Origin of the sequence: Flexivirga meconopsidis, from assembly GCF_026162425.1 — a bacterium.
Taxonomy (GTDB): Bacteria; Actinomycetota; Actinomycetes; order Actinomycetales; family Dermatophilaceae; genus Flexivirga; species Flexivirga meconopsidis.
The window spans coordinates 58892-81934 of the sequence record NZ_JAOBQJ010000003.1 but is presented as its reverse complement, the minus strand read 5'-3'; the positions used below and the strand labels follow the sequence as shown (position 1 = coordinate 81934).

The 23043-nt window shown below is 68.6% G+C and carries 26 protein-coding genes and 1 tRNA gene; 11 read left to right on the top strand and 16 right to left on the bottom strand.

From position 1 onward, the window contains the following. Window positions 1-11: 11 nt before the first annotated feature. Genes N2M23_RS10145 through N2M23_RS10130 form a run of 4 tightly spaced genes read right to left on the bottom strand, consistent with a single transcriptional unit; the run spans window position 12 to window position 3503 of the window. Window positions 12-950 carry an ABC transporter substrate-binding protein gene (locus N2M23_RS10145; protein ID WP_265445264.1) on the bottom strand — a complete coding sequence of 313 codons (939 nt, stop codon included), beginning with the start codon at window positions 948-950 and terminating at the stop codon, window positions 12-14. After that, window positions 947-1708, bottom strand: coding sequence for an ABC transporter permease (locus N2M23_RS10140; protein WP_265445262.1), 762 nt, complete (start codon window positions 1706-1708; stop codon window positions 947-949). Before N2M23_RS10140 ends, N2M23_RS10145 begins: the two co-directional genes overlap by 4 nt. Next, on the bottom strand, window positions 1705-2349 hold the full coding sequence (locus tag N2M23_RS10135; RefSeq protein ID WP_265446153.1) for an ABC transporter permease: 645 nt from the start codon (window positions 2347-2349) through the stop codon (window positions 1705-1707). Before N2M23_RS10135 ends, N2M23_RS10140 begins: the two co-directional genes overlap by 4 nt. Before the next feature lie 11 nt (window positions 2350-2360). Further along, the gene (locus tag N2M23_RS10130) at window positions 2361-3503 is read right to left on the bottom strand and encodes an ABC transporter ATP-binding protein (protein ID WP_265445260.1); all 1143 of its coding nucleotides are present in this window, start codon (window positions 3501-3503) and stop codon (window positions 2361-2363) included. A 275-nt stretch (window positions 3504-3778) separates the two neighbouring features. Between N2M23_RS10130 and N2M23_RS10125 the strand changes: the two genes are divergently transcribed. The 5 genes from N2M23_RS10125 to N2M23_RS10105 all read left to right on the top strand — a co-directional run bounded on the left by N2M23_RS10125 (window position 3779) and on the right by N2M23_RS10105 (window position 7111). Continuing rightward, the gene (locus N2M23_RS10125) at window positions 3779-3979 is read left to right on the top strand and encodes a hypothetical protein (protein ID WP_265445258.1); all 201 of its coding nucleotides are present in this window, start codon (window positions 3779-3781) and stop codon (window positions 3977-3979) included. 101 nt (window positions 3980-4080) lie between these two features. Continuing rightward, window positions 4081-5835 (top strand): alpha/beta fold hydrolase, encoded by a 1755-nt coding sequence (locus N2M23_RS10120; protein ID WP_265445256.1) that lies wholly within the window; start codon window positions 4081-4083, stop codon window positions 5833-5835. Further along, window positions 5832-6368 carry a hypothetical protein gene (locus tag N2M23_RS10115; protein WP_265445254.1) on the top strand — a complete coding sequence of 179 codons (537 nt, stop codon included), beginning with the start codon at window positions 5832-5834 and terminating at the stop codon, window positions 6366-6368. The genes N2M23_RS10120 and N2M23_RS10115 overlap by 4 nt, the downstream gene beginning before the upstream one ends. A 3-nt stretch (window positions 6369-6371) precedes the next feature. Beyond that, entirely contained in the window at window positions 6372-6575 is a 204-nt protein-coding gene (locus N2M23_RS10110; protein WP_265445253.1) for a hypothetical protein, read from the top strand. Beyond that, the gene (locus N2M23_RS10105; protein WP_265445252.1) at window positions 6575-7111 is read left to right on the top strand and encodes a hypothetical protein; all 537 of its coding nucleotides are present in this window, start codon (window positions 6575-6577) and stop codon (window positions 7109-7111) included. Before N2M23_RS10110 ends, N2M23_RS10105 begins: the two co-directional genes overlap by 1 nt. On the opposite strand, the gene N2M23_RS10100 is transcribed toward N2M23_RS10105, so the two are convergent. Genes N2M23_RS10100 through dcd form a run of 4 tightly spaced genes read right to left on the bottom strand, consistent with a single transcriptional unit; the run spans window position 7057 to window position 10325 of the window. Then, window positions 7057-7737, bottom strand: a complete 681-nt coding sequence (locus N2M23_RS10100; RefSeq protein WP_265445250.1) for a response regulator — start codon at window positions 7735-7737, stop codon at window positions 7057-7059. The genes N2M23_RS10105 and N2M23_RS10100 overlap by 55 nt on opposite strands. Beyond that, complete coding sequence (locus N2M23_RS20975; RefSeq protein WP_265445248.1) at window positions 7734-9068, bottom strand: sensor histidine kinase; 1335 nt, start codon at window positions 9066-9068, stop codon at window positions 7734-7736. The genes N2M23_RS10100 and N2M23_RS20975 overlap by 4 nt, the downstream gene beginning before the upstream one ends. Before the next feature lie 34 nt (window positions 9069-9102). Next, the gene (locus tag N2M23_RS10090; RefSeq protein WP_265445246.1) at window positions 9103-9750 is read right to left on the bottom strand and encodes an alpha/beta hydrolase; all 648 of its coding nucleotides are present in this window, start codon (window positions 9748-9750) and stop codon (window positions 9103-9105) included. Then, on the bottom strand, window positions 9750-10325 hold the full coding sequence (gene dcd / locus N2M23_RS10085) for a dCTP deaminase (protein ID WP_265445245.1): 576 nt from the start codon (window positions 10323-10325) through the stop codon (window positions 9750-9752). The genes N2M23_RS10090 and dcd overlap by 1 nt, the downstream gene beginning before the upstream one ends. Before the next feature lie 104 nt (window positions 10326-10429). Here dcd and N2M23_RS10080 point away from each other — a divergent pair. The 3 genes from N2M23_RS10080 (at window position 10430) to N2M23_RS10070 (ending at window position 13621) form a co-directional block, all read left to right on the top strand. Further along, window positions 10430-10500 (top strand) — tRNA-Gly (locus tag N2M23_RS10080). Between the two features lie 256 nt (window positions 10501-10756). Further along, window positions 10757-12829: a C40 family peptidase gene (locus N2M23_RS10075; protein WP_265445243.1), complete on the top strand. Its 2073-nt coding sequence runs from the start codon at window positions 10757-10759 to the stop codon at window positions 12827-12829. A 144-nt stretch (window positions 12830-12973) separates the two neighbouring features. Continuing rightward, window positions 12974-13621, top strand: a complete 648-nt coding sequence (locus N2M23_RS10070) for a TetR/AcrR family transcriptional regulator (RefSeq protein WP_265445242.1) — start codon at window positions 12974-12976, stop codon at window positions 13619-13621. Here N2M23_RS10070 and paaE read toward each other — a convergent pair. The 7 genes from paaE to cutA all read right to left on the bottom strand — a co-directional run bounded on the left by paaE (window position 13609) and on the right by cutA (window position 19056). Next, entirely contained in the window at window positions 13609-14697 is a 1089-nt protein-coding gene (paaE, locus tag N2M23_RS10065) for a 1,2-phenylacetyl-CoA epoxidase subunit PaaE (RefSeq protein WP_265445241.1), read from the bottom strand. The genes N2M23_RS10070 and paaE overlap by 13 nt on opposite strands. Before the next feature lie 7 nt (window positions 14698-14704). Continuing rightward, window positions 14705-15223, bottom strand: a complete 519-nt coding sequence (gene paaD / locus N2M23_RS10060) for a 1,2-phenylacetyl-CoA epoxidase subunit PaaD (protein WP_265445239.1) — start codon at window positions 15221-15223, stop codon at window positions 14705-14707. A 4-nt stretch (window positions 15224-15227) separates the two neighbouring features. After that, window positions 15228-16154, bottom strand: coding sequence for a 1,2-phenylacetyl-CoA epoxidase subunit PaaC (gene paaC, locus N2M23_RS10055; RefSeq protein WP_265445237.1), 927 nt, complete (start codon window positions 16152-16154; stop codon window positions 15228-15230). A 155-nt stretch (window positions 16155-16309) separates the two neighbouring features. Then, on the bottom strand, window positions 16310-16612 hold the full coding sequence (gene paaB / locus N2M23_RS10050) for a 1,2-phenylacetyl-CoA epoxidase subunit PaaB (protein ID WP_265445236.1): 303 nt from the start codon (window positions 16610-16612) through the stop codon (window positions 16310-16312). After that, on the bottom strand, window positions 16605-17549 hold the full coding sequence (paaA, locus tag N2M23_RS10045) for a 1,2-phenylacetyl-CoA epoxidase subunit PaaA (protein ID WP_341870593.1): 945 nt from the start codon (window positions 17547-17549) through the stop codon (window positions 16605-16607). The genes paaB and paaA overlap by 8 nt, the downstream gene beginning before the upstream one ends. A gap of 95 nt (window positions 17550-17644) precedes the next feature. After that, window positions 17645-18115, bottom strand: a complete 471-nt coding sequence (locus N2M23_RS10040) for a Fur family transcriptional regulator (RefSeq protein WP_265445235.1) — start codon at window positions 18113-18115, stop codon at window positions 17645-17647. Beyond that, a complete protein-coding gene (cutA, locus tag N2M23_RS10035) occupies window positions 18112-19056 on the bottom strand; it encodes a divalent cation tolerance protein CutA (RefSeq protein WP_265445234.1) in 945 nt (314 codons plus the stop codon). The genes N2M23_RS10040 and cutA overlap by 4 nt, the downstream gene beginning before the upstream one ends. A gap of 180 nt (window positions 19057-19236) precedes the next feature. Between cutA and N2M23_RS10030 the strand changes: the two genes are divergently transcribed. Beyond that, entirely contained in the window at window positions 19237-21096 is a 1860-nt protein-coding gene (locus N2M23_RS10030) for an acyl-CoA dehydrogenase (RefSeq protein WP_265445233.1), read from the top strand. A 79-nt stretch (window positions 21097-21175) separates the two neighbouring features. Here N2M23_RS10030 and N2M23_RS10025 read toward each other — a convergent pair whose 3' ends face one another. Next, complete coding sequence (locus N2M23_RS10025) at window positions 21176-21664, bottom strand: DUF2231 domain-containing protein (RefSeq protein WP_265445232.1); 489 nt, start codon at window positions 21662-21664, stop codon at window positions 21176-21178. A gap of 91 nt (window positions 21665-21755) precedes the next feature. On the opposite strand from N2M23_RS10025, the gene N2M23_RS10020 reads away from it, so the two are divergent. After that, entirely contained in the window at window positions 21756-22268 is a 513-nt protein-coding gene (locus tag N2M23_RS10020) for a sigma-70 family RNA polymerase sigma factor (protein WP_265445231.1), read from the top strand. Next, window positions 22265-22969 carry an anti-sigma factor family protein gene (locus N2M23_RS10015; RefSeq protein ID WP_265445230.1) on the top strand — a complete coding sequence of 235 codons (705 nt, stop codon included), beginning with the start codon at window positions 22265-22267 and terminating at the stop codon, window positions 22967-22969. Before N2M23_RS10020 ends, N2M23_RS10015 begins: the two co-directional genes overlap by 4 nt. Window positions 22970-23043: the final 74 nt, after the last annotated feature.

Genomic DNA, 23043 nt, shown 5'->3' with positions numbered 1-23043 from the left:
CGAACCCCGCGTCAGCCGAGGCCCTGCTGCTTCACAAACGCATCGGCGACCGCTTGCGGGTCCTTCTTATCGATGACGACCTGCTTGACCATCTCGCCGAGGTTGTCGGTGGTCAGCTTCGCCGAGATCTTGTTGAGCGCGACCTGCACCTTCGGAGTTGCCGCCGATCGTGAAATCAGCGGGACGACCTGGTCGGAGCCGAAGAGCTGCTTGTCGTCGCGCAGGATGACGAAGTTGTTCTGCTTGATGGACGGGTCGGTGGAGAAGATGTTGGCGGCCTGTGCCTGGTTGTTCTTCAGCGCCGACACGATCGCGGGCGTCGCCGACAGCGGCAGGAAGTTCTTCGGGGTGAAGTTGTACGTCGACTTCAGCCCCACCAGACCCTGGTCGCGACTGCGGAACTCCGGCGGAGCCGCAATCGTGACATCGCCGGCGTGCTTGGCGAGGTCGCTCACCGTCTTAAGGTTCCACTTGTCGGCGGTCGCCTTGGTGACCACCATCGCGTTGCTGTCCTGCGCCTGCGACGGATTGAGCGCGAGCTGACTGCACGGAATGGTCGTGATCAGCGCGGCATACACCTCCTCGGGCGCCTTCTCGGTCGCCTTCGGGTTGAGGTAGGTCAGCAGCGAACCGGTGTATTCGGGCACCAACTGGATCGAACCGTCATCGAGTGCCTTGAGGTAGGCCTCGCGCGCGCCGATCGGGTCGGTCGTCGTGGTCTTGACACCGGCCGACTTCAACGCCGACGAGTAGATGTCGGCGAGCAGTTGGGACTCGGGGAAGTTGGCGGAGCCGATGCTGACCGTTCCCGCCTTCGGCTGGTCGGACGAACACGAGCCGCCACCACCACCGCTTTGCAGCGCGTCACCGGACAGCCCGCACGCCGCGAGCGTCGGTATGGCGAAAGCAGTGGCGACCAGGACCGCAGTCTGCCTACGAAGAAGTCTCATGCGGTGGCCTTCTCCCCATCGAGATTGGTTGCAGGATCAAGATTGCCGGTCCCCGTGCCAGCCGTATGACGGCGCACGCGACGGCCGGTCAGGCCCGGCGAGACCAGGTAGCGCTGCGCCAACGCGAAGAGCAGGTCGACCAGCAGGGCGAGCACCGCGACGAGCACCGAGCCACCGATCATGACCTGGTATTCGCCGCTCGCCTGACCGTCGAGCAGGAAGCGGCCGAGCCCGCCGATGCCGAGGAAGGCGGCGATCGTCGCGGTGGCGATGACCTGCAGGCTCGCGCTGCGCAGCCCGGAGAAGACCAGCGGTAGCGAGTTGGGTAGCTCGACCTTGGCGAAGACCTGGGCTCCCGTCATACCCATGCCCTTGGCAGCGTCGCGCGCGGCCGGGTCGACCTCGGTGACACCGGCGTAGGCACCGGCAAGCAGCGGCGGCAGGGCGAGCACCACGAGCACCGCGATGCTCGGGCCGGTGAGCGCCAGGTCGCCGCTGATGTGGCTGGAGGCCCAGATCCCGAGGATGCAGAGCAGTCCGAGGCTGGGCACCGCACGCACGGCGTTGGCGAGGCTCACCAGCCACCGCCCGTGCCCGGTGTGCGCGATCCAGGAGCCGAGTGGCAGCGCGATCAGGCAGGAGATCGCGAGGGTGATCAGGGTGTAGATGACGTGCTGCTCGAGCCGGTGCAGGATGCCGTCGGTGCCGCTCCAGTTGGCGCCGTCGACCAGCCACTTCCAGGTGTCGGTCAGGATCATGACGCGCCCCTCACTCGCAGCCACGGCGTGAGCGCCCGCGAGACCAGCTGGATGATCAGGTCGAAGAGCAGCGCCAGCACGAGACAGCCGATGATGCCGACCCAGACCTCGATCGAGTAGGACCGCTGGTAGCCATTGGTGATGTAGTAGCCGAGCTGGCTCACCCCGAGCAGGGAGGCGACGCTGACGATCGAGACGTTGCTGACCGCCGCCACCCGCAAGCCTCCGGCGATCACCGGTATCGCCAGCGGCAGATCAACTCCGAAGAACCGCTTGACGGGCGTGTATCCCATTGCGGTTGCTGCTTGTTCGACGTCGCCCGGCACCGCGCTCAACCCGTCGGCGACGGTGCGCACGAGCAGCGCCAGCGTGTAGAGCGTCATGGCGACGATGACGTTCCAGGGGCTCAGGATCTTGGTGCCGAGGATGACCGGCATGACGATTAACAACGCCAGTGACGGGATCGTGTAGAGCAACCCCGCGCCGCCGATCAGGAACGGGCGCAGCCGGGTCGACCGGCGCGCCCACCACCCCAGTGGCAACGCGATCGCCAGACCGATCAACAGCGGCAGTCCCGCCAGCACGGCATGCTGCCAGGCGCGATGCACGATGTCGGACCAGTTGTCCGACACGTAGCTCAGGTCGAGGGTCTTCACGGCGCCGCCTCGCCGACCGACTCGGTCGGGGCGATGTCCTCCTCGTGCACCTCCGGGCGGTCGGCCCGCTCGATCGCCGAGAGCACCTGATGCGCGCGGACCGTGCCGAGCAGTTTGCCGTCGTCGTCGACGATCACGCCCCGCCTGCTCGGCGAGGACAGCGCCGCGTCGAGTGCCGCGCGCAGCGGGCCATGCTCCGTGGCGACCGTGCCGCCGCGGTGCAACATCCCCTGCTCGATCGGCGCGGTGATGCGCTCCGGCTCGATCCAGCCCTGCGGTCGACCGTCCGCCACGACCAGCAGCCAGTCGTCACCGGTGGCCGCCCGCGCCTCGTCCACCGTTGCGCCGAGCGCGACGGACGGCTCGGGTGCGAGCGGCAACCGCGGCGACTCGGTGAAGCTGAGCGCGCGATAGCCGCGGTCCCGGCCGATGAAGTCGGAGACGAAGTCGTCGATCGGATGAGCCAGCAGGTAGGCCGGCTCGGCCAGCTGCGCGAGCTTGCCGCCCACCCGCATGACCGCGACCTGATCGCCGAGCTTGATCGCCTCGTCGATGTCATGGGTGACGAAGACAATCGTCTTGCCCAACTCGCTCTGCAGCCGGAGGAACTCATCCTGCAATTGATCGCGCACGACGGGGTCGACCGCACTGAACGGCTCATCCATCAGCATCACCGGCGGATCGGCGGCGAGCGCCCGGGCCACACCTACCCGCTGCTGCTGGCCACCGGACAACTGCGCCGGATAGCGATCGGCGAAATCGCCCGGCAGCCCGACGAGCTCGAGGACTTCGTGGGCGCGTTCCTTCGCCTCGGCCTTGGGTGTGCCGAGCAGCAGCGGCACGGTGGCGACGTTGTCGGCGACCGTCCGGTGCGGGAACAGGCCGGCGTGCTGGATGACGTAGCCGATCCCGCGGCGCAGCTTCGGGGCATCGACGTCCATGACGTCCTGGTCGTCGATGAGGATGCGACCACCGGTGGGATCGATCATCCGGTTGATCATCCGCAGCGACGTCGTCTTGCCACAGCCGGAGGGACCGACCAGCACGGTGATCTTGCCGGTCGGCGCCTCCAGGGACAGGTGGTCGACCGCGGTGGTGCCATCGGGAAACGTCTTGACGACCTGCTCAAAGCGGATCATGACGCACCAACCTAACGCAGCGGGACGACAACCCGCAGACAAAACGAATAGTTATGTATTTCATCACGTCCAACGCCGGGTCGGTCCCGCCATACGACGTGAACTCCTTCGAAAGTAGGAGCCGATCTCCTTCGTGCGGACCGGTCGGAACCTCGTCCCTGAGGCGGTCGCCCACCACCTGCCGCCGACCTAGCGTGAAGTGCGTCCGGAACAGCCGGACCCACCGCGGTCTCGCGGTGGTGGGGATGAAACCACTTATGGAAGGTCCAACTCGTATGAAGTACGACAACGGAGCTCTCGAGGCGGCTGTCAACACCATGCTCGGCGACGCACGACCCGGTCTGGCGGCGCAGGCGGGTGCCGAGCCGGTGATGACGACGCCGGCAACGGTCGTGACGACCCCCGAGGACGTCGCCCTGGTGACCGCATCGCTCAACGCCACGGCCGCCGTGGTCAACGCGCTGAACAACGGCTGATGCCGCACGGCCCGGTGGTGGATCGAGCAGTTGCGTCCATCGCCGGGCCGCCGGCCGCCGGCGCACATCCCGCACGACGAATGCCAGGAGACAGCCAGTCCATGAGTCGTTCCCGAGCCGACCAGGTGAGCAGAGTCCGGCGCATCGCGGCGTTGGGTCAGATCATCAACGCCACCGAGTGCCTCTCGCAGAGCAAGTTGTATGGCCCGCGCGGCATCATGCGCGGCCAGGCGATCGCCTGCAAGTCGCCACTGGCCCGCCGGCTACCCCGTGTCGCACGGCTGTTGGACACCCGCGCCGGAGCCACCGCGCTGCACCTGACCAACCTGGCCTGCGGTGTCGCCGCCCTGGTCGCCCCGCATCGCCGTTCGGTGCGCACCGTGACCGCCGCCGGCAGCCTGATCGTCAGCGCGCTGGAGCGCCAGCGCAATCCCTACGGCCGCGACGGCTCCGACCAGATGCAGGGCGTCATCCATTGGTATGACGTGGCGAGCGCGCCACTACCCACGGACAAAGGGGACGATCTGTTCCTGCGCGCGATCAACGCTCAGCTCGCGGTCTCCTACGCCGCCTCCGGGCTGATCAAGCTGGTGTCCGACGACTGGCGTTCCGGGCGCGCCTTCGGCCTGGTCATGCGGACCCGGATGTATGGCGATCCGCGCGTCGCGCGCCTGATCGACTCCCATCCGTGGATCGGCAAAGCGGTCTGCTGGCAGACCATCGCCTGGGAGACCTGTTACCCGATCAGTTACTTCCTGCCACGCCGCTTCCGGCCGCTCACCAGCATCGGCACCAAGGCGTTCCACGTCTCCATCGGCTACTTCATGGGCCTGCCGCGGTTCATCTGGGCCTTCGGCGCGACGCATCCCGCCGCGGACTACGTGCTGGATCAGAAGGCGCGCGTCGGCGCCGCCCGATTCGAGCGCCGCACCGCGACCGCGCTGGCGGCGACGGCGGGCGTCGGCGTCGTCGCGGCGGCGCTCGATCACGCCCGGCACCGCAGCATCCGCCGGGCCGGTCAGGTGAGCGAGACGGCGCAGGTGGCCGATGGTGGCTTGGTCGAGCATCGTTTCCTTGCCTCGGAGGGCCGGGCGCGCGCACTCGTCGTCCTGGAGAACGGACTGGGTGCGCCGATGGAGGGCTGGGACTGGGTCGCCCAGGATCTGCGCCGCGATCACGACGTGCTGCTCTACCACCGGCCGGGCTACGGGGCCACGACCACGACGCTGCCACCGGCCGACATCATCCGTGGGCTGCTTGCGCATCGTGATCGGGCCGCGGCCCCCGTCATACTCGTCGGGCACTCGCTCGGCGGGCTCATCGCGCGCCACGCGCTGGACACCTCTCCCGCGCTCCGCGACCGCACCCGCGGGCTCGTCCTGGTCGACGCCTCCGACCCCCGCACCATCGACGAGATGGTGCGCTCCCCCGAACGCATCGGCAAGGTGCGGCAGGCGCTGCTGCTCGACCGGATCGGCTCGCTGCTCGGGACAACCCTCGCGCAGCAGGCGATGCTGGACGACGTCGACTACCGCGGGTCGGTGCAGCGGCTGTTCGGCGCGTTCAGTCGCCACTTCGGCACGGTGCACACCGCCGGCGCCGAGTTGTCGCGGTATGGCGCCCTCGCCGCCGAGCTCCCGCCGTCCGTCGGCTGCCCGTCACTGGTGGTGGCGGCCGGCCGCGGCACGGACGGCGCCGCGGCCCACACCGCAGCCCAGCAGAAGCTGGCTTCGGAGGTCGGTGCCCCGTGCGAGGTGGTCGAGGGCGCCGCACACCGATCGATCCTCGGTATGGCGCACCACGCGCGCGCCGTCTCGAGTCACATCCGCTCCTTCACCACCGAGGTGCTGGCATGAACCGCTTGAGGGCGGCGCTCGCCGCCGCCGCACCGGTCGCGCTCGGCGCGCACGTCGTTGCGACCGCGGTCGACAACCTGCCCGACCAGCACATCACCCTCGCGCGCTGGAGCCCGCGCCTTGCGGGGATGCCCACGTGGCGGTTCTTCGGCCCGAACCCGGGCGTCGACGACATGCACTTGTTCGTCCGGGACGTGGACCTGCCCGGATCGCAGTGGCGCGAGATCGACCTCGCGGTCAGCCGCCCGTGGTGGGCGACGCTGTGGAATCCCGGCACCCGCGGCCCCAAGACGCTCTTCGACGCGTGCCAGCAGATCAAACGACTCAGCGTGATGACCGGCGGCTCCTACGACGCGGTCGTGCGGTCGGCGCCATACGAGCTGTTGGTCGACTTCGTCGTCGCGTCCTCCGGCCGCACCCGCGGCACGATCCAGTTCGCGCTGTTGAGCTCTCGGCCCGGACCGGAGACCTCGGACGTGGTCCCGGTGCTGACCTCGCGCCACATCACCATCGACCTCAAGGAGGGTCAGTAGAACATGAATCGGGTCCGGTTCGAATACCTGAAGGCGACCGCCATGGCGGTCCTCGCGCTCATCACGATGGCCGCCATCGCCAAGGGCGGTGGCCCGCAGGCGTATGGCGCGGGCATGCTGCTGTTGCCGGTCGTCTTCGCGCTGTTGACGATCTTCTTTTGCTGGAAGGCCAGCGTCTTCCGCAAGGAAAAGGAATCCGGCTCCTGATGGGGTCGATCCGCCGCACCCGGGGCATCCTGCGCACGGAGCTGGCCGCGACCCGGTTGCTCGGCGCCAAGGTGACGCTCTGGGCAGCGGTGGGCGTGCTGATCCTGTCGTTCCTGCAACTGGCCCTCACCTTGGTGCTGCACTCGTCATACGTCGACTGGTTCCTGCGCGAGCACGGCTATACGCGAGACACCGCCCCTCGTGGTGAGATCGCCGGGATCTACCTCGCCCTCGGCCTGCGCACGCTGTTCTCGGCGCTGTGGATCGTGTCGTTCGGCCGGCTGCTCGAACTCGTCGCCAAGCACACGTCGACGACGTTGTGGACGCTGCGGGCGTACGCCGTGATCTGCGCGGTCGGCTACGGCTACCTGCTGAGCACCGGCGGCCCCGCCTGGATGACGTCGGTCCGGGCCGCGCAATGCGCGCTCGGTCTGGTCATGCTCGGCTGCACGCTGTCACCACGCGCGGCCGCCTGGTGGTCTCACCGCTCCGGCGACGAAGGCCGCGCACCCGGGCCGACCAGCCCCTGCTCATAGGCGAACACCACGGCCTGCACCCGGTCGCGCAGATCGAGCTTGGTGAGCAGATTCGAGACGTGACTCTTGACCGTCGTCTCGCTCACCACGAGCAGCTCGGCAGCCTCGAGGTTGCTGTGCCCCTGCGCGAGCAGGACCAGCACCTCGCGCTCCCGGGGTGTCAGACCGGCCAACTGCTCGGCGGCGTCGGCCCCACCCCGCCTCGGGCGCACCTGCGACATGACCCGCGCCCTGATCTCCGGCCCCAGCACGTAGTGGCCGGCGTGCGCCAGCCGTATGCCGTTCAGCAGTGCATCGGGCTCGGCGTTCTTCAGCAAGAAGCCCGCAGCGCCGATCTCCATCCCCTCGAAGACGTAGGCATCGTCGTCGAAGGTGGTGAGCAGGACCACCTTCGACGAGGTCTGGTCGATCACCTGCCGCGCCGCGGCGATGCCGTCGAGCACCGGCAGCTGGATGTCCATCAGCACAACGTCCGGCCGGACCTGCTCGGTGACCCGCACCGCCTCCGCGCCGTCGGCCGCCTCACCGACCACCTCGATGTCGGCGGTGGCGTCGAGCAGCATGCGCATCGCCCGGCGTACGAACGCGTGGTCGTCGACGATCACTACCCGGACCCGTTCACTCACCGGCCGACCTCCTGCGCCTGGCCCCGATGATCGACCGCCGGGATGAGGAACGGCAACTTGATCCGCACCTCGAAGCCCTCGTCCACGACGCCGATCTGCGCCGTACCGCCGTGTGCCTGAACGCGTTCGCGAACACCGATCAGGCCCGCGCCGGTACCGCCGGTGCCCGGCCGTGGACGACCGTTGTCCTGCACGACCAGATCGACGTGCGCATTGCGTCCGGCGGCGCCGGTGAAGACGGTGACCCGGACCGTGTCCGCGGTGGAGTGGCTGCGCACGTTGGACAGTGACTCCTGCACCACTCGGTAGACGCTGACCTCGAGCGCGCTCGGCACGGCATGGGTGACGCCCGCGGCGTCCAGCACCACCCGAAGCTCCTCGGCGCAGAACGACTCGGCGAGTGCGGGCAGATCTCCAAGGCCCGGCAACTCCTCCGGGGTCTGCTCGGAGGTATGACGCAGCGCGACCACCACGTTGCGCAGTTGCTCGGCCGATTGGCGGGTCGCCTCGTCGAGGTCCTGCAGGGCCGGCCCGACGTCCGCGTCGCGCTCGCGCAACTGCCGCACGCGGGCCGCGTGCAAACTGATCTCCCAGATGTGCTGGGCGTGCACGTCGTGCAGGTCCCGGGCCAGCCGCAGCCGCTCCTGGTTCACCGCGTTGTCCTGCAGCGCCAGTGCCTGCCGGGCGATCGTCGAGGTCTGGGCGGACAGTTGCGCCTCGCGGCGGGCCGCCCGCCAGGACAGCACGCCGATGCCGATCGCGACGGCGAAGTAGATGCCGTTGATCACGACGGTGTAGATGATGCGCGACATCTCGCCGGACCACGGGCCACGACTGGGCACCGGCTGCCCGGAGGGCAGCAGTTTCCAGATGTTCCAGCACCCGATGACGACCAAGGCAGCACACACCACCTGCAGCGCGCGGTTGTGCTGCGGCGCCCATGCGATGGCGGAGTAGAAGACGGCGAGGTAGACGAACTGCAGGCTGACCGCGCCGCTCAGGCCGGGCGACACCTCCGCGGTGATCAGCCAGACCGCCGCGGCGACGCACACCGCGACCTCGGGCGCCGCCCGCCGGACGGCCAGGCTCGCGCAGGCGATCGCCAATGGCAGGACGGTTCCCACCTCGAAGCCGACGTGTTGTCCCGGCAACAACCCGAGGCTGAGCTCGGACTCGATGTCAACGAGCCCGACGACCAGGCAGCACCCGGCGAAGAGCAGGTCCCGGGCGAACCAGTGGGACGGGAACGGCCGCCGCCAGCCCCGGTCGCTCCCGCCGGCCGATGCCCCGACCGGTCGCTGCGCACTGGTCAGCTCGGGCGAGGCTTCCACGGGCACAAATGTACGGCGAACCGGTCCCCGGCAATCAACGCAGCAGTGTCGTGTGCAGGAACTGCGAGGCGAGCCGGTGCCAGCTACCGGACCGCCGGAGCATGGCATGCCAGTCGGGCAGCGACTCGAACCGCGCATCGCCTCCCGCCGCGGCAATCCGCTCGGCCAGCTTCTTGGTCTCCCGCGGGTCGGTCACCCGGTCGTGCGAACCGTGGATCAACAGGGTGTGCCGGTCGAGGAAGGGGCTCACGTCATACTGCCGCGGCACCCACGGCGCGAGGCCGACGACCGCCTCGACGCCGTCGGTGCCGGCCAGCTCCAGCGCAACCCGGCCGCCCATCGAGTGCCCGAGCAAGCCGACCGGACGGCCCGGGTGACGCTCGCGGATCCGGTCGAGCGCCCAGCCCGCGTCGACGACCGGCGACCGCTTGTCCTCGTTGTAGCCGCGCACCGCGTCGCGCAGCACGTATGGCGCGAGCCGCCCGCGGCTGCGCCTGCGCAGATCCCGCGCGAACGGCAGCATCCGCAGCACCGGCGGCGCCCACTTGGTGGTCCGGTCCGTGCTGTGCTCGGCGCCGCCGTGCAGCACCAGCACCACCGCGTCCGCTCGGCCGCGGCCGCGCGGCGGCACCAGGAACGGGTGGCCCCCGTCGTGCTCCGGACCGACCTCGTAGTCGCTCATCAGACCTGGGAGCGGTGGAAGTTGCTGTAGGACCGACTCGCGGTCGGACCGCGCTGCCCTTGATAGTGCGAGCCGTATTTCGCGCTGCCGTAAGGGTTTTCGGCCGGGCTGCTGAGCTGGAAGAAGCACAGCTGGCCGATCTTCATGCCGGGCCACAGCTTGATCGGCAGCGTCGCGACGTTGGACAGCTCCAGGGTCACGTGGCCGGAGAAGCCCGGGTCGACGAAACCGGCGGTGGCGTGGGTGAGCAGTCCGAGCCGGCCGAGACTGGACTTGCCCTCGACCCGCGCCGCGACGTCGTCCGGCAGGGTGACCTGCTCGTAGGTGGAGCCGAGCACGAACTCGCCCGGGTGCAGCACGAACGGCTCGTCGGGGTCGGTCTCGATCAGCCGGGTCAGCTCGTCCTGTTCGGCCGACGGATCGATGAACGGGTACTTGTGGTTGTCGAACAACCGGAAGTAGCGGTCGAGCCGGATGTCGATGCTCGACGGCTGGATCATCGTCTCGTCATACGGGTCGAGGCGGACGCGGCCGGCGTCGATCTGGGCGCGGATGTCGCGGTCGGAGAGCAGCACGGGGTCACGCTACCCGGCAGCCGGGTGCACCAGAGCAGTCGAGCCGTGGGTTAGACTCCGGAATCGACTCGGGGTGCTGCGATAGTCGGCGCCGGTTGAGTCACGCGAGTGTAGTTCAATGGTAGAACATCAGCTTCCCAAGCTGAATACGCGAGTTCGATTCTCGTCACTCGCTCTTCGAGCATTCGATGCGAGCGTTCGAGGCGGCCCGGATGGGGCGCCCACCCCATCCGGGATTTCGCCGATAGCCTGGCATGTCCGCCGCTCCCTTCTTATCCTGTAGTCGAAGGGGGAAGCTCGCGCGCTCATTGGGGAATCAGCGCCGGGCGCCATACATGAATGCACGGCGAAACACGTCAATTACATTGCAGCACAACAAGATCGAGAAGACCGCCAGTGGCCGCCAGGGCCCTTGGCGGCCATTGACCCGAATGCTTGCGTTGACCGCGGCGATCGCGCTCATCCCGGCGGGTGCGGCACTCGCCGACCCGTCACCCTCGCCCAGCGACGACACCGCAGCCGCACGCACGGCGGCGGCCCGCGCCGACCTCGGGTCGCCCACCGGACCGGTGGTCAACGCGACCGCGTGGGGCGTGTCCGGTTGGTATCAGCGCTACACCGACGGCTACGTGGTCTCGTCGTCGCTCGGCACCTTCACCATCGGTGGTGGTTTGGAGCAGACCTGGAACGTCCAGGTGCACGGCTGGCCGACCCAGAACAGCTACCGGCTGCCGACCATCAACGGGTGGACGGGCAACGCCGCATACTTCAGCCGGCCCAACCAGGGCAGCTACGCCAAGGGCGCCGGTTACGCCAAGGCCGGCGGCCCCGGCTACTTCGTGACCGGCCGCACGTTCGCCAAATTCCAGCAACTGCAGGGGCTCTACACGCTGGGCTGGCCGACGAGTCAGGTCACCGGCGCGAGCGGCTCCGGCCTCTCGGGCACCTACGAACGCTTCGATCTCGGCCTCATCGCCGACACCACGAGGTACGGCACCCGCGTCATGAACCACAACACCCAGAAGTATTGGGAACCGGGCAAGTTCGGCTGGCCGTCAGGCGACACCGGAGCGGTGAAGACGATCAACGGCTACTCCGGCTGGGCGCAGTACATGATGCGGCCCAACCAGAACAACCCGAGCGGCGCGGTCTACGCCCGCAACGGCAACGATGGGTACTTCGTGCAGGGCGCGATCTTCAAACACTTCGCCGACAAGGGCGGCCTCTACTGGGCCGGCTGGCCGACCACGAACGACTCGATCTACGCGCCGTGCGCCATGTGGAGTCAGCAGTTCACCAAGGTCGGCCGGGTCGGCACCGACGCACGCTGGTGCCCGACCGGCAACTATGCAGGGCCCTACCTCAAGCAGGCGGGACCCGGGTCGGGCAACGTGCAGCACAAGGGCTACCAGGGCACCGCCGTCTACATGATGCAGCGCAAGCTCGGGATGAGCCCCAACAAGGTCAACTCCTCGGTCTGGGGCCCGCAGACTCAGGCGCTGCTCACGCAGTACCTCGCGGCTCGCGGCCGGCCGGCCACCACCACGCTCGACGCGTCGCTCTGGTCGTTCCTCGGCATCAGCTACCCGTTCAACTCCTCGACCTGGGTCTCGCCGCTGAAGGCGCCGGTGTCCAACACCCGCGCGTCACACATCAACGCCGCAATCGCTTGGGGCAAAACACAACTCGGCGCCGACTACCTGTGGGGCGGCACCGGCAACCCCGGTGCCACGCTCGGCTACGACTGCTCTGGCTTCCAGCTGCAGATGCTGCGCGCGGGCGGACTCAACCTGACCCGGGTCAGCAACTACTACGACCAGTACCCGCCGTCCGACCTGTCCAACAAGATGCTGCACGACCCGGAGATGCAGTCGGTCAGCTACAACAACCTGCAGGTCGGTGACCTGATCTTCTACGGGACGTATGACGGCAGCACCCCGCACGCACGACACGTGGGCATGTATATCGGCAACGGTCAGACGCTGCAGTCCGGTGGGACCCGCGTGCAGATCATGCCGCTGTCCACCTCGTCGTGGGGCTGGGCGACGCTCGGCGCGAAGCGGCCGTTCACCACGTCGTCGGCGTCCGCACTCGCAGCCCCGGGCACGAGCACTCCGCTGTCGGCGACGCAGTTCCGATCGGTCCGGCCGCAGACGCGCCTGCAGCAGCGTCCGGCCACCGACACGCTGTGGCAGCTGAACTCCTGGAACGCATCGCTGCCGAAGGGCAAGGGGATGCAGTTGCGCGGCGCGAACGGCGTCGGATCCTGGCTGTCGGTGAAGCAGGGCCAGCAGATCAACGTCTCGACGGCCGGCGGGTTCACCGTGATCCTGGCCGGTGGCGGGCATGCCCGTGTCGTCAAGGCCGATGCGAGCGGGCGCCTCGCCATACCGGCTGGTGTGGATGCGGCGCTGCTGGTGCCGGACAAGGATGCCGCCGGCGTCGGGGTCGACGCGCCGGTGATCAACCTCGGCGCGGTGGGTACGGCGTTGCGCCCGCACTGACCCGGCGACACGGGCCCACCCCTCGCCGACAGGCCCACTTATCGCCGAGTGGCCCACTTATCCGGGCGGTTTGAGCCCGAGATAAGTGCGCCTGTGGGCGGTAAGTGAGCCTGTCGGCGGGGAGCTGGGTGGCATGCTGAGGCGGTGAGCCAAGCAGCCGAAGACGACACCGGCACCGTCGACGCGGCACCGCGTCGACGCGGACGGCCGGGCAAGGACCAGGCGACCGTGCTGCGCGAGGCGATCGACCTGTTCAATGAGCAGGGGTATGACGCCACGAGCATGGGCGACCTCGCCAAACGGCTGGGTTTCACCAAATCGGCTCTCTACCACCATGTTCCGAGCAAGGAACACCTTCTGCAGGCGGCACTGGACGAAGCACTCGACGGTCTGTCGGAGGCGGTCGCGACCGCTCGGGCCGACCGGTCCGCCTCGGCCCTCGACCGGTTGCGGGGCGCGGTCCGCGGAAGTGTGGAGATCCTCGTGGCGCACCTGCCGGCGGTGACGTTGCTGCTGCGGGTGCGCGGCAACAGTCCCGCCGAGCTGGCGGCCCTCGACCGCCGGCGAAAGATCGACGCAGACCTCACCGCGCTCGTCGCCGACGCGGTGGCGGAGGGCGGCATACGCTCCGACCTGCCGCCGGATCTGATCAGTCGGCTGCTCTTCGGCATGGTCAACTCGCTGACCGAGTGGGTGCGGCCGGGTGGGTCGCGCAGCGCCGCCGAGATCGCCGCCGGGTTGACCACGCTCGCCTTCGACGGCCTACTCGCCGAGCCGACTCAAGCGTCGTAGTCGACGGTGACTTCGTCGCTCACCGGGAAGCTCTGGCAGGTCAGCACGAATCCGCGCTCCACCTCGTCGTCCTCGAGCGCGTAGTTGCGCACCATCTCGACCTCGCCGTCGGTGACGCGGGCGCGGCAGGTGCCGCACACGCCGCCCTTGCAGGCAAACGGCAGGTCGGGGCGTTTGGTCTGCGCGGAGTCGAGCACGGTCATCGACTTCGAGACACTGGCGGTGGTGTTGCGACCGTCGAGCAGCACTGTCAACTCTGCGGTTTCGCCCTCTGCGACCTCCTCGGCATGCCGCAATTGCGGGGGCGGGGCGTCGACGTAGAACAGCTCGTAGTGGATGCGCTCCTTGGACACACCGAGCTCGCCCAGAATCTCGCGAGACTCCTCGAGCATCTCCAACGGCCCGCACAGCCAGACGTGGTCGACCGCGTCGAGCGGCACCAGCTCGCGCAGGATCGTGCGCAACCGGTCCCCCTCCAAGCGGCCGGAGAAGAGGTCGACGTCGCGCGGCTCGCGGGACAGCACGTGGATGAGGTCGAAGCGCTGGTGGTGCGCGTTCTTCAGATCGGCGAGCTCTTCGGCGAACATCACCGTGCCTGAGGAACGGTTGCCGTAGAGCATGGTCACCCGGGCGTCGGGGTGGCCGATGACCGAGCTCGCGATCGACAGCATCGGGGTGATGCCGGATCCTGCGGCGATGCACAGGTGCCGTGCGGGCTGTTCGGGGTCGGCGTAGAAGCTGCCGCTCGGGCCTTGCACCTCGATGACGTCGCCGGGCACGACCTCGCGCACCAGCCAACGGGAGAAGAGGCCGTCGGGGATCTCGCGGACGCCGATCCGCGGTGCCTTACCCACCGACGAGCTGATCGAGTAGGTGCGCCGGTGCTCGACCCCGTCGATCGTCCGGCGCAGGGTCAGCGCCTGTCCGGCACGGAACGCGAATTCGCCTGCGAATTCATCGGGTACGGCGAAGGTCACCGCGGCCGAGTCGTCGGTGAGGTGCTCGACGGCCTGCACCACGAGCTCGCGGAAGGGTGCGGTCCGGCTGTTGATGCCGGTCTCTGTGGTGACGGTCATGGGCAGCTCAGATCTCTTTCACGTGGTCGAAGGGTTCGAGGCAGGAGCGGCAGCGGTAGAGCGCCTTGCACGCGGTGCTGCCGAACTCGCTGGCCACCTCGGTGTCGGTGGACCCGCACAGCGGGCAGGTCACCGCGCGCCGGGTCGGACCCAGTGACAACGCGACCGGACCGGCCGGCGCTCTGCCGGGAGGCGAGATCCCGTGGCGGGACAACGCATCCCGCCCACGTGCGGAGATCCAGTCGGTGGTCCATGGCGGGCGGAGCTGCACTCGCACCTCGACCCGCTCGAAGCCGGCCGACCGCAGCTCGCGCACCAGGTCGTCGCGCATCGCCGCCATCGCCGGGCAGCCGGAGTAGGTCGGCGTGATCGACACGATCAGCGCACCCGAGTCGTCGAACTCGACCGCCCGCAGGACACCCAGGTCGGCCAGCGTGAGCATCGGCAGCTCAGGGTCGGTCACTCGCTCGGCGACCGAACGGGCCTCAGCCAGGGTCAGGTCGGACTCGCGCACGGTTGCTGCCATGACCTCACCACTGCCCCATCGGGTGCGCACGGGCGACCACCTGCATCTCGGCGAGCATCCGGCCCAGCGCCTCGGTGTGCATGCCGTCCCGGCCGGTGCCGCCGCGAGTCACCGCGATCGGGTGGACGTCGGGAGGGGTCACACCGGCGACCGAAAGCACTTGCGCGACAACGGCATCCAGCTCTTGCGCCACCTCACCCGGATCGGCACCGACCGACGACTCGACCGCGGTGGGTGACTTCAGCTCACCGATGAGCGGCCAGACGCCGGCCATCGCGGCCTCGAGCCGCCGCCGCGACTCCGAAGTGCCCTGCGCAAGCGTGACGAACCACCGGCCGGCGAAGTCGCGGTGGTAGGTGAGCTCCTTGACGCCCTTCGCGGCGATCGCGGCGACCACCGGGTCGGAGTGGCCGACCAGTCGCTGGAAGATCGCGAGGCGCCAGGTGGACAGCACGAGCATCCGCACCACCAGCTCGGCGAAGTCACCGTTCGGCAGCTCGGCGAGCCGGACGTTACGGAACTGGCCTGCCTCCCGGAAGTAGGCCAATGCGTCCTCGGCCGGCACCGGCGATCCGTCCGGAAGCGCCGGCACGATGCTCGGGTCGGCAGCCGCGGCGCGGGTCAGCAAGAGCCGCGCCTGACCGACCAGGTCGAGCGCGATGTTGGCGATCGCGATGTCCTCTTCCAAGTCGGGGGCACGGCTGGTCCACTCGGACAACCGCTGCGCGTAGACGAGCGCGTCATCGCCGAGCATCACGCAATACGAGGCGAGTTCGGCTGCGTCGATGCCGTCCGGGATGGTGGTGTCGACACCGGCCAACGGGTCCTCGAAGCCGGTGCCGAAGGCCCAGTGTGCGTCGTTGCCGAGCAGGCCGTCGTAGGCGCTGTCGTGCTCGTCGGCGGCGGGTTGCTGCACGTGAGAGGAGGTCATTTGCTTCTCCAGAGGAACTTCGTGGGGTGAGTGTCGGGGTCCCCGCGAAGTATCCGGCGGAGCGAAGCGGGGGAGGAACTTCGTGGGGTGAGTGTCGGGGTCCCCGCGAAGTATCCGGAAGGAGCGAAGCGGGGGAGGAACTTCGCGGGGTGACCTCACATGTGGGGCACGTTGTCCGGGATGTCGTAGAACGTCGGGTGCCGGTAGACCTTGTCCCCGCTGGGCGCGAAGAGCGGATCCTTCTCGTCCGGGCTGGATGCGGTGATCGCGTCCGAACGGACCACCCAGATCGATACGCCCTCGTTGCGCCGGGTGTAGACGTCGCGGGCGTGCCGCAGCGCCATACCGTCGTCGGGGGCGTGCAGGGACCCGACGTGCACGTGATTGAGCCCGCGTTTGCTGCGGATGAAGACCTCGTAGAGCGGCCACTCGCGCGAATCTGATGTGTTGTCAGGCATTTTGGATCTCCTGTCGGTCGGCGTATGCCATGGCTGCCTCGCGCACCCACGCACCGTCGTCATACGCCTGCTGCCGATGCGCGAGCCGCTGCGCGTTGCACGGACCGTTGCCCTTGACGACCTGCCAGAACTCCTCCCAGTCGGGCGAGCCGAAGTCGTGCGCCTGGCGTTCGTCGTTCCAGCGCAGCTCGGGGTCCGGCAGCGTCACGCCGAGTGCCTTGGCCTGCGGCACCGTCATGTCGACGAATTTCTGCCGCAACTCGTCGTTGGTATGACGCTTGATGCCCCACGTCATCGAGCGCTCGGTGTTGGGCGAGTCCCCGTCCGGCGGGCCAAACATCATCAGCGCCGGCCACCAGAAGCGGTCGACGGATTCCTGCACCATGGCTCGTTGCTCGTCGGTGCCGCGCATCATCGTCATCAGCAGCTCGTAACCCTGCCGCTGATGGAACGACTCCTCCTTGCAGACCCGGATCATCGCCCGGCCGTAAGGCCCGAAGGAGGTGCGGCAGAGCGGCACCTGGTTGCAGATGGCCGCGCCGTCGACCAGCCAGCCGATCGTGCCGACGTCGGCATACGACAGCGTCGGGTAGTTGAAGATCGAGGAGTATTTCTGCTTGCCGTTGAGCAGCCGCCGGGTGAGGTCGTCCCGGGAGACGCCGAGGGTCTCGGTCGCCGAGTAGAGGTAGAGGCCGTGACCCGCCTCGTCCTGCACCTTGGCCAGCAGCACGGCTTTTCGCCGCAGGGAGGGCGCCCGGGTGATCCAGTTGCCCTCCGGCTGCATGCCGATGATCTCCGAGTGCGCGTGCTGCGCGATCTGCCGGATGAGTGTCTTGCGGTAGTCGTCCGGCATCCAGTCGCGCGGCTCGATGCGGTCATTGCGCGCGATGGTTTCCTCGAACGCCTCTTGCAGAGGCGGCTGATCCACAACTGACACGGGATCCTCCTGGCGTGCCCGCCTACTAATTACAGACCGATTGGTCAGTTAATAGTGTGACACGGACCACGCCGGGCCGCAAACGCGGTGCGCAGTCAGCCCTGCGACTCGATCTCCCGGCACTGCGCGCAGGTGCCGAGCAACGCGGCGTGCTGCACGTCGAGGCGGAACTCCAGCTCCTCGCCCAACCGATCACGTAACGGCGCCAGCCACTCGACCGGCGCGTCGAAGAACCGCATGCAGGTGGTGCACTGCAAATGGGCGTGGCTGGTCACGGCGGCCGGCGAATGCCGCAGGTGATAGATCGTCGCGCCACCGGGCACGTGGGTGTGCGCGACGATGCCCAACTCGGCCAACGACTGCAGCGAGCGGTACACGGTGGCGCGGTGCACCCCCGGTTCGCTGGCGTCGACCCGCTCGGCGACGTCCTCGGCGGTCAGATGATCGCGTGCCGCGTCGAGCACTTCCAGCACCGCCCGGCGCGCTGGGGTGACCCGCTCGCGATGCTCTCGCAGCGCCCCGATGGCCTCGGCCACCGCGGGCGACTCGCCCCGACCCCGGATCACGACGCCACCTGCGGCAGCAGGTGCCCGAGGGCGGTGCGGACCTTGGAGGCGATCGCCGCCTGCCGGACGCCGCCGGCCTGCAGGTGAGCGCTGACCCGCTCCAGAAACTCCGAGCCGCCGTGCCGCAGCTCGACCTCGAGCTCGCGCCAGGCCCGGTCGAGCGACGGATCGAGCAGATTGCGGGTCCAGACGTAGTCCTCGCACACGTCGGCGAGCACCACCCCGCGTCCGGAGACCTCGCGCTCGGATCGTCGCGTCTCCACCTCGCAAATCGGTTGCAACTCGGCGCCGTCGAGCACGTCCCGCAGTTGTCCGACGAAGGTTGCCGGTGGCTGCTCCCCCGCGTCGAGCGGCAGCCAGTGCTCCAGCCGGGAGTCGCCGCCGCGCGGGAGCTTGAGGTGCCAACCGTCGTCTGCGCCGCCGGTGCGCCGGCGCAGGCTGATGCCGCGCTGCGCGAGACGTACGTCGGGAGTGTCGTAATAGAGGGCGCGCAGGTGATGACCGACCGGCTCACCCAGCTGGTCGACGTCGGGCCACTCCAACGGGTCCGGCGCGGGCCGCCCCTCGGGCAGCTCGAACTTGCGCTCGGTCTCGATGTGCGCCTGCGGCGGTCCTTGCGCCGGGTGCACGGCCGCGCGCAACCACTCGGCATACGACTCGTCCGCGTGGGTGATCGGCGTGCCGACGATCTCGGGCACGTCATAGGAGTGCAGCTCCCGCACCCGCGCCGCGAGCTGGTCGAACCGGCCGGCCGTCGTCTTGGCCGTCAGCAGCACTTCGTCGGCGGACTCGACCGCGCCCTGCCACAGATAACTCGACCGTATGGCGGGAATTACCTGCACACAGGCCGCGAGCCGCTCGGCGACAAGCGCGTCCGCGATCACCGCCGCCTCGTCGGCCGAGCCGGCCGCAATGCGGACCTCGAGCATCTCCTGGATCACGTCGCCATTGTCACGCACGCCCGGCCGTCACGTGGCCACAACGAGTGACCCGGTTCACGGCTGGATATTTGCAGATTCTACTGACGAGTAGCACAATAATGTTACTGATGAGTAGGACAACGGATTGCGCGACCGGTTTCGAGTCGATCCGGCGCCCGTCCCGCTGAGGCTGGAGGAACCTTGAGCCACTACAAGAGCAATGTCCGCGACCTGGAGTTCAACCTCTTCGAGTTGCTGGGGCGCGACGAGGTGCTGGGCGCTGCGCCATACGACGAGGTCGACGCCGACACGGCGCGCGAGATGATCAAGGAGCTGGCGCGGCTGGCCGAGAACGAGCTGGGCGCGAGCCTGCTCGACTCCGACCGCAACCCGCCTGTCTACGACCCCAAGACCAAGACCGCGACCCTGCCGGAGAGCTTCAAGAAGTCCTACCAGGCCTACCTCGACTCGGGGTTCTACAACGTCGACCTGCCGGCCGAGTTCGGCGGCACCGTCGCGCCGCCGTCGCTGAAGTGGGCGATGAACGAGCTGGTGCTCGGCTCCAACCCGGCGATCGGCATGTATGCCGCGACCTTCGCCTTCAGCAAGCTGCTGCACATCCTCGGCACCGAGGACCAGAAGAAGCTCGCCAAGTGGATGGCGGAGGGCGCCTGGGGCGGCACGATGGTGCTGACCGAGCCCGACGCAGGATCGGACGTCGGCGCCGGCCGCACCAAGGCCGTGCAGCAGCCCGACGGCACCTGGCACATCACCGGCGTGAAGCGCTTCATCACCTCCGCCGAGCAGGACATGACCGACAACATCGTGCACTTTGTGCTGGCTCGCCCCGAGGGCGCCGGCCCGGGCACCAAGGGCCTGTCGCTCTTCATCGTGCCGAAGTACCACGTCGACCTCGAGACCGGTGAGCTCGGCGACCGCAACGGCGTCTACGTGACCAACGTCGAGCACAAGATGGGCCTGAAGGTCTCCACCACCTGCGAGCTCACCTTCGGCGACGGCGAACCGGCCGTCGGGACCCTGCTCGGCGACGTGCACGACGGCATCGCGCAGATGTTCCGCGTGATCGAGCACGCGCGAATGCTGGTGGGCACCAAGGCGATTGCCACCTTGTCGACCGGTTACCTCAACGCGCTCGACTATGCCAAGCAGCGGGTGCAGGGCGCCGACATGACCACACCGGCCAAGGACGCGCCGCGCGTCACGATCACCCACCACCCCGACGTGCGCCGCAGCCTGATGCTGCAGAAGGCGTATGCCGAGGGGCTGCGCTCGCTGGTGCTCTTCACCGCCTCGCAGCAGGACATCGTCGACGCGGAGTTCGTGCGCACCGGCAACGAGCAGCCCGAGCCCGGCACGCCGGCCGAGATGGCGAACAAGCTCAACGACCTGCTGCTGCCGATCGTCAAGGGCGTCGGCTCCGAGCGTGCCTGGGTGCTGCTCGGCACCGAGTCGCTGCAGACCTTCGGTGGGTCGGGCTTCCTGCAGGACTACCCGGTCGAGCAGTACGTTCGCGACGCCAAGATCGACACGCTCTACGAGGGCACGACCGCGATCCAGGGTCTGGACTTCTTCTTCCGCAAGATCGTCAAGGACCAGTTCGCCTCGCTGATGCACCTGGCCGGCCAGATCACCGAGACCGTCAAGGGCGGCGCCGGTGACGACAAGCTGCAGACCGAGCGCGAGCTGCTCGGCACCGCACTCGCCGACGTGCAGGGCATCGCCGAGTGGCTGGCCACGACCGCGATGGGCGCGCTGGAGGACGGCAAGCACGACCACGCCTACCGGGTCGGGCTCAACACCACCCGCTTCCTGCTCGCCGCGGGCGACCTGGTGATCGGCTGGTTGCTGGTGCGCGGCGCGGAGGTCGCGCAGGCCCGGCTCGACGCCGGTGACGCGGGCGCCGACGAGGCGTTCTACCAGGGCAAGGTCGCGGCGGCGAAGTTCTTCACCGCCAACGTGCTGCCTCGCATCGCCGCCGAGCGCGCGATGGCCGAGCGCACGGACCTGTCGCTGATGGAGCTGCCGGAAGCCGCCTTCTGATCTGTCGCGAGCTGCACAAACGCCCGTCGAGCGGCCCACGAGATCTTGCCGATCTCGTGGGCCGCTCGATGCATATGTGTCAGCCGAGGAGGCCGCCCGACGTCGCCCGGGCGCCCGCGTCGCCGACCCGCACGAGCATGACCGTCAACCCGACCGCGACCACACACGAGACGACCCGCACCGCGACGTCCACCCCCCTCCGCGTCGTATGACGGGAGATGCGCGACGGCACGTCATACCTGAACCACAGCCACTCACCGACTGCCACCACCACCAGCGCGATCGCCCACGGCGGTAGCTGCTCGGCGAGGTGCTCGTGTCGTTCGACCGCAGGGGACTTACCCGCCGGGCCGAGGTCGTGCGCGAGGGCTTCGCCGGCGCCGATGGTCAGCCAGGTCAGTACCAGACCGACAACCGCCAGCACGGGCGTGGCGGCGCCGAGCCGCCGACGCGCGGCCGGCCAGAGCGCGTGCAGGATCACCGCCAGCGCAGCGAGCGGCACCAGCACGACCGTGGCGTGCACGATGAGCGGGTGCGCGGGGAGGCCGTTGATCGTGTCGGGTGCCATGGACGAGACACGTAACGTGGAGCCGATTGGTTCGAATCACCGCGGATGAACCTTCTGCCCGTGGTTGTCGTGTCATGGGCGGAGGTGAGACATGTCGCCCACCGATCAGGCGGTGCTTCGGCAACTGCACGACGACCACGCCACGGCGCTGTGGAACTACGTCGTGCGGCTGACCGGCGATCGCGCGACGGCCCAGGACGTCGTCCAGGAGACGATGCTGCGCGCCTGGCGGGGCGGGATCACTGACGACAGCTCAACCCGGGCCACCTCGGCGCGCGCCTGGCTCTTCACCGTGGCGCGCAACCTGGTCGTCGACGATGCCCGCAGTGCGCGACGCCGTCACGAAATCGTCGAGGACGAGCTGCCTGATGACCCCGTTGGCGATCGGGTTGACGCGGTCTTCGAGCAGATGATCGTGCTGGATGCGTTGCGAACGTTGAGCATCCACCACCGCGAGGTGGTGGTGCGCGCCTACTACGGACGGCAGACGGTTGCCGAGATCGCGGCCGAACTCGACCTGCCGCCCGGCACGGTCAAGTCGCGCATGCATTACGGGTTGCGAGCCCTTCGCCTCGCACTGCAGGAGAGAGGAGTCACCCGATGAGCGAGGACCGCTACGCCGACTGGGATGCGGCCTACGTCGTGGGTGCACTGTCGCCCGCCGAGCGTCAGGACTTCGAGCGACACCTGGAGACCTGCCCGGCCTGCCGTGCATCGGTGGCTGAAATTGCTGCAATGCCAGGACTTTTGGGACGCGTACCTGACACTCAGGCGATGGCGACGCTTGCGCCGGAGGTCGTCGAGCCGCCACCGGCGGAGCTGACCCAGCGGCTCTTCGACACCGCGGGCGACGAGCTCGCGGAGCGTCGCCGATCGCGCATCCGTCGTCGGGCGGTGCTGGCCGGTGCCGGCGTCGCTGCGGCCGCCGTGATCGGGGCTGCCGTCATACCTCGGGTCGTGACTGACGGCACTCCTGCCGCGCCGCCGACGGTTGCGATGCAGCAGATGCGGCCCTCGGCGCTGACCGCGCAGTTGCAACTCACCCAGAAGAAGTGGGGCACGAGCGTGAGCATGTCCTGCCGCTACCGCGACTCGGCGTATGCCGGTGGAGTGCGCACCTACGCCCTGGATGTGGTTGACGCGCAAGGCAATCGGTCGCAGGTGTCGACCTGGCGAGCGGCACCGGGCGACACGTCGAAGCTGACCGCCGCCACTGCCCTGCAGCCCGGCCAGATCAAGTCCCTGCAGGTGCGGGACGTCGCCACCGGCACGCTGCTGCTGACGAGGAACGGTGCGGCTTCCTGAGCGAATCTCGCTGTCGTTGAACCTTTTCGGCGTGCCAGGCGTGTCTTTCTCATCAGGGGCGGTTCGCCCTTCAC

Coding starts and splice junctions, on each gene's coding strand:
- N2M23_RS10145 (WP_265445264.1), bottom strand. CDS start 950: ATGAGACTTCTTCGTAGGCAGACTGCGGTCCTGGTCGCCACTGCTTTC.
- N2M23_RS10140 (WP_265445262.1), bottom strand. CDS start 1,708: ATGATCCTGACCGACACCTGGAAGTGGCTGGTCGACGGCGCCAACTGG.
- N2M23_RS10130 (WP_265445260.1), bottom strand. CDS start 3,503: ATGATCCGCTTTGAGCAGGTCGTCAAGACGTTTCCCGATGGCACCACC.
- N2M23_RS10125 (WP_265445258.1), top strand. CDS start 3,779: ATGAAGTACGACAACGGAGCTCTCGAGGCGGCTGTCAACACCATGCTC.
- N2M23_RS10120 (WP_265445256.1), top strand. CDS start 4,081: ATGAGTCGTTCCCGAGCCGACCAGGTGAGCAGAGTCCGGCGCATCGCG.
- N2M23_RS10115 (WP_265445254.1), top strand. CDS start 5,832: ATGAACCGCTTGAGGGCGGCGCTCGCCGCCGCCGCACCGGTCGCGCTC.
- N2M23_RS10110 (WP_265445253.1), top strand. CDS start 6,372: ATGAATCGGGTCCGGTTCGAATACCTGAAGGCGACCGCCATGGCGGTC.
- N2M23_RS10105 (WP_265445252.1), top strand. CDS start 6,575: ATGGGGTCGATCCGCCGCACCCGGGGCATCCTGCGCACGGAGCTGGCC.
- N2M23_RS10090 (WP_265445246.1), bottom strand. CDS start 9,750: ATGAGCGACTACGAGGTCGGTCCGGAGCACGACGGGGGCCACCCGTTC.
- N2M23_RS10075 (WP_265445243.1), top strand. CDS start 10,757: ATGCTTGCGTTGACCGCGGCGATCGCGCTCATCCCGGCGGGTGCGGCA.
- paaE (WP_265445241.1), bottom strand. CDS start 14,697: ATGACCGTCACCACAGAGACCGGCATCAACAGCCGGACCGCACCCTTC.
- paaD (WP_265445239.1), bottom strand. CDS start 15,223: ATGGCAGCAACCGTGCGCGAGTCCGACCTGACCCTGGCTGAGGCCCGT.
- paaC (WP_265445237.1), bottom strand. CDS start 16,154: ATGACCTCCTCTCACGTGCAGCAACCCGCCGCCGACGAGCACGACAGC.
- paaB (WP_265445236.1), bottom strand. CDS start 16,612: ATGCCTGACAACACATCAGATTCGCGCGAGTGGCCGCTCTACGAGGTC.
- N2M23_RS10025 (WP_265445232.1), bottom strand. CDS start 21,664: ATGGCACCCGACACGATCAACGGCCTCCCCGCGCACCCGCTCATCGTG.
- N2M23_RS10020 (WP_265445231.1), top strand. CDS start 21,756: ATGTCGCCCACCGATCAGGCGGTGCTTCGGCAACTGCACGACGACCAC.
- N2M23_RS10015 (WP_265445230.1), top strand. CDS start 22,265: ATGAGCGAGGACCGCTACGCCGACTGGGATGCGGCCTACGTCGTGGGT.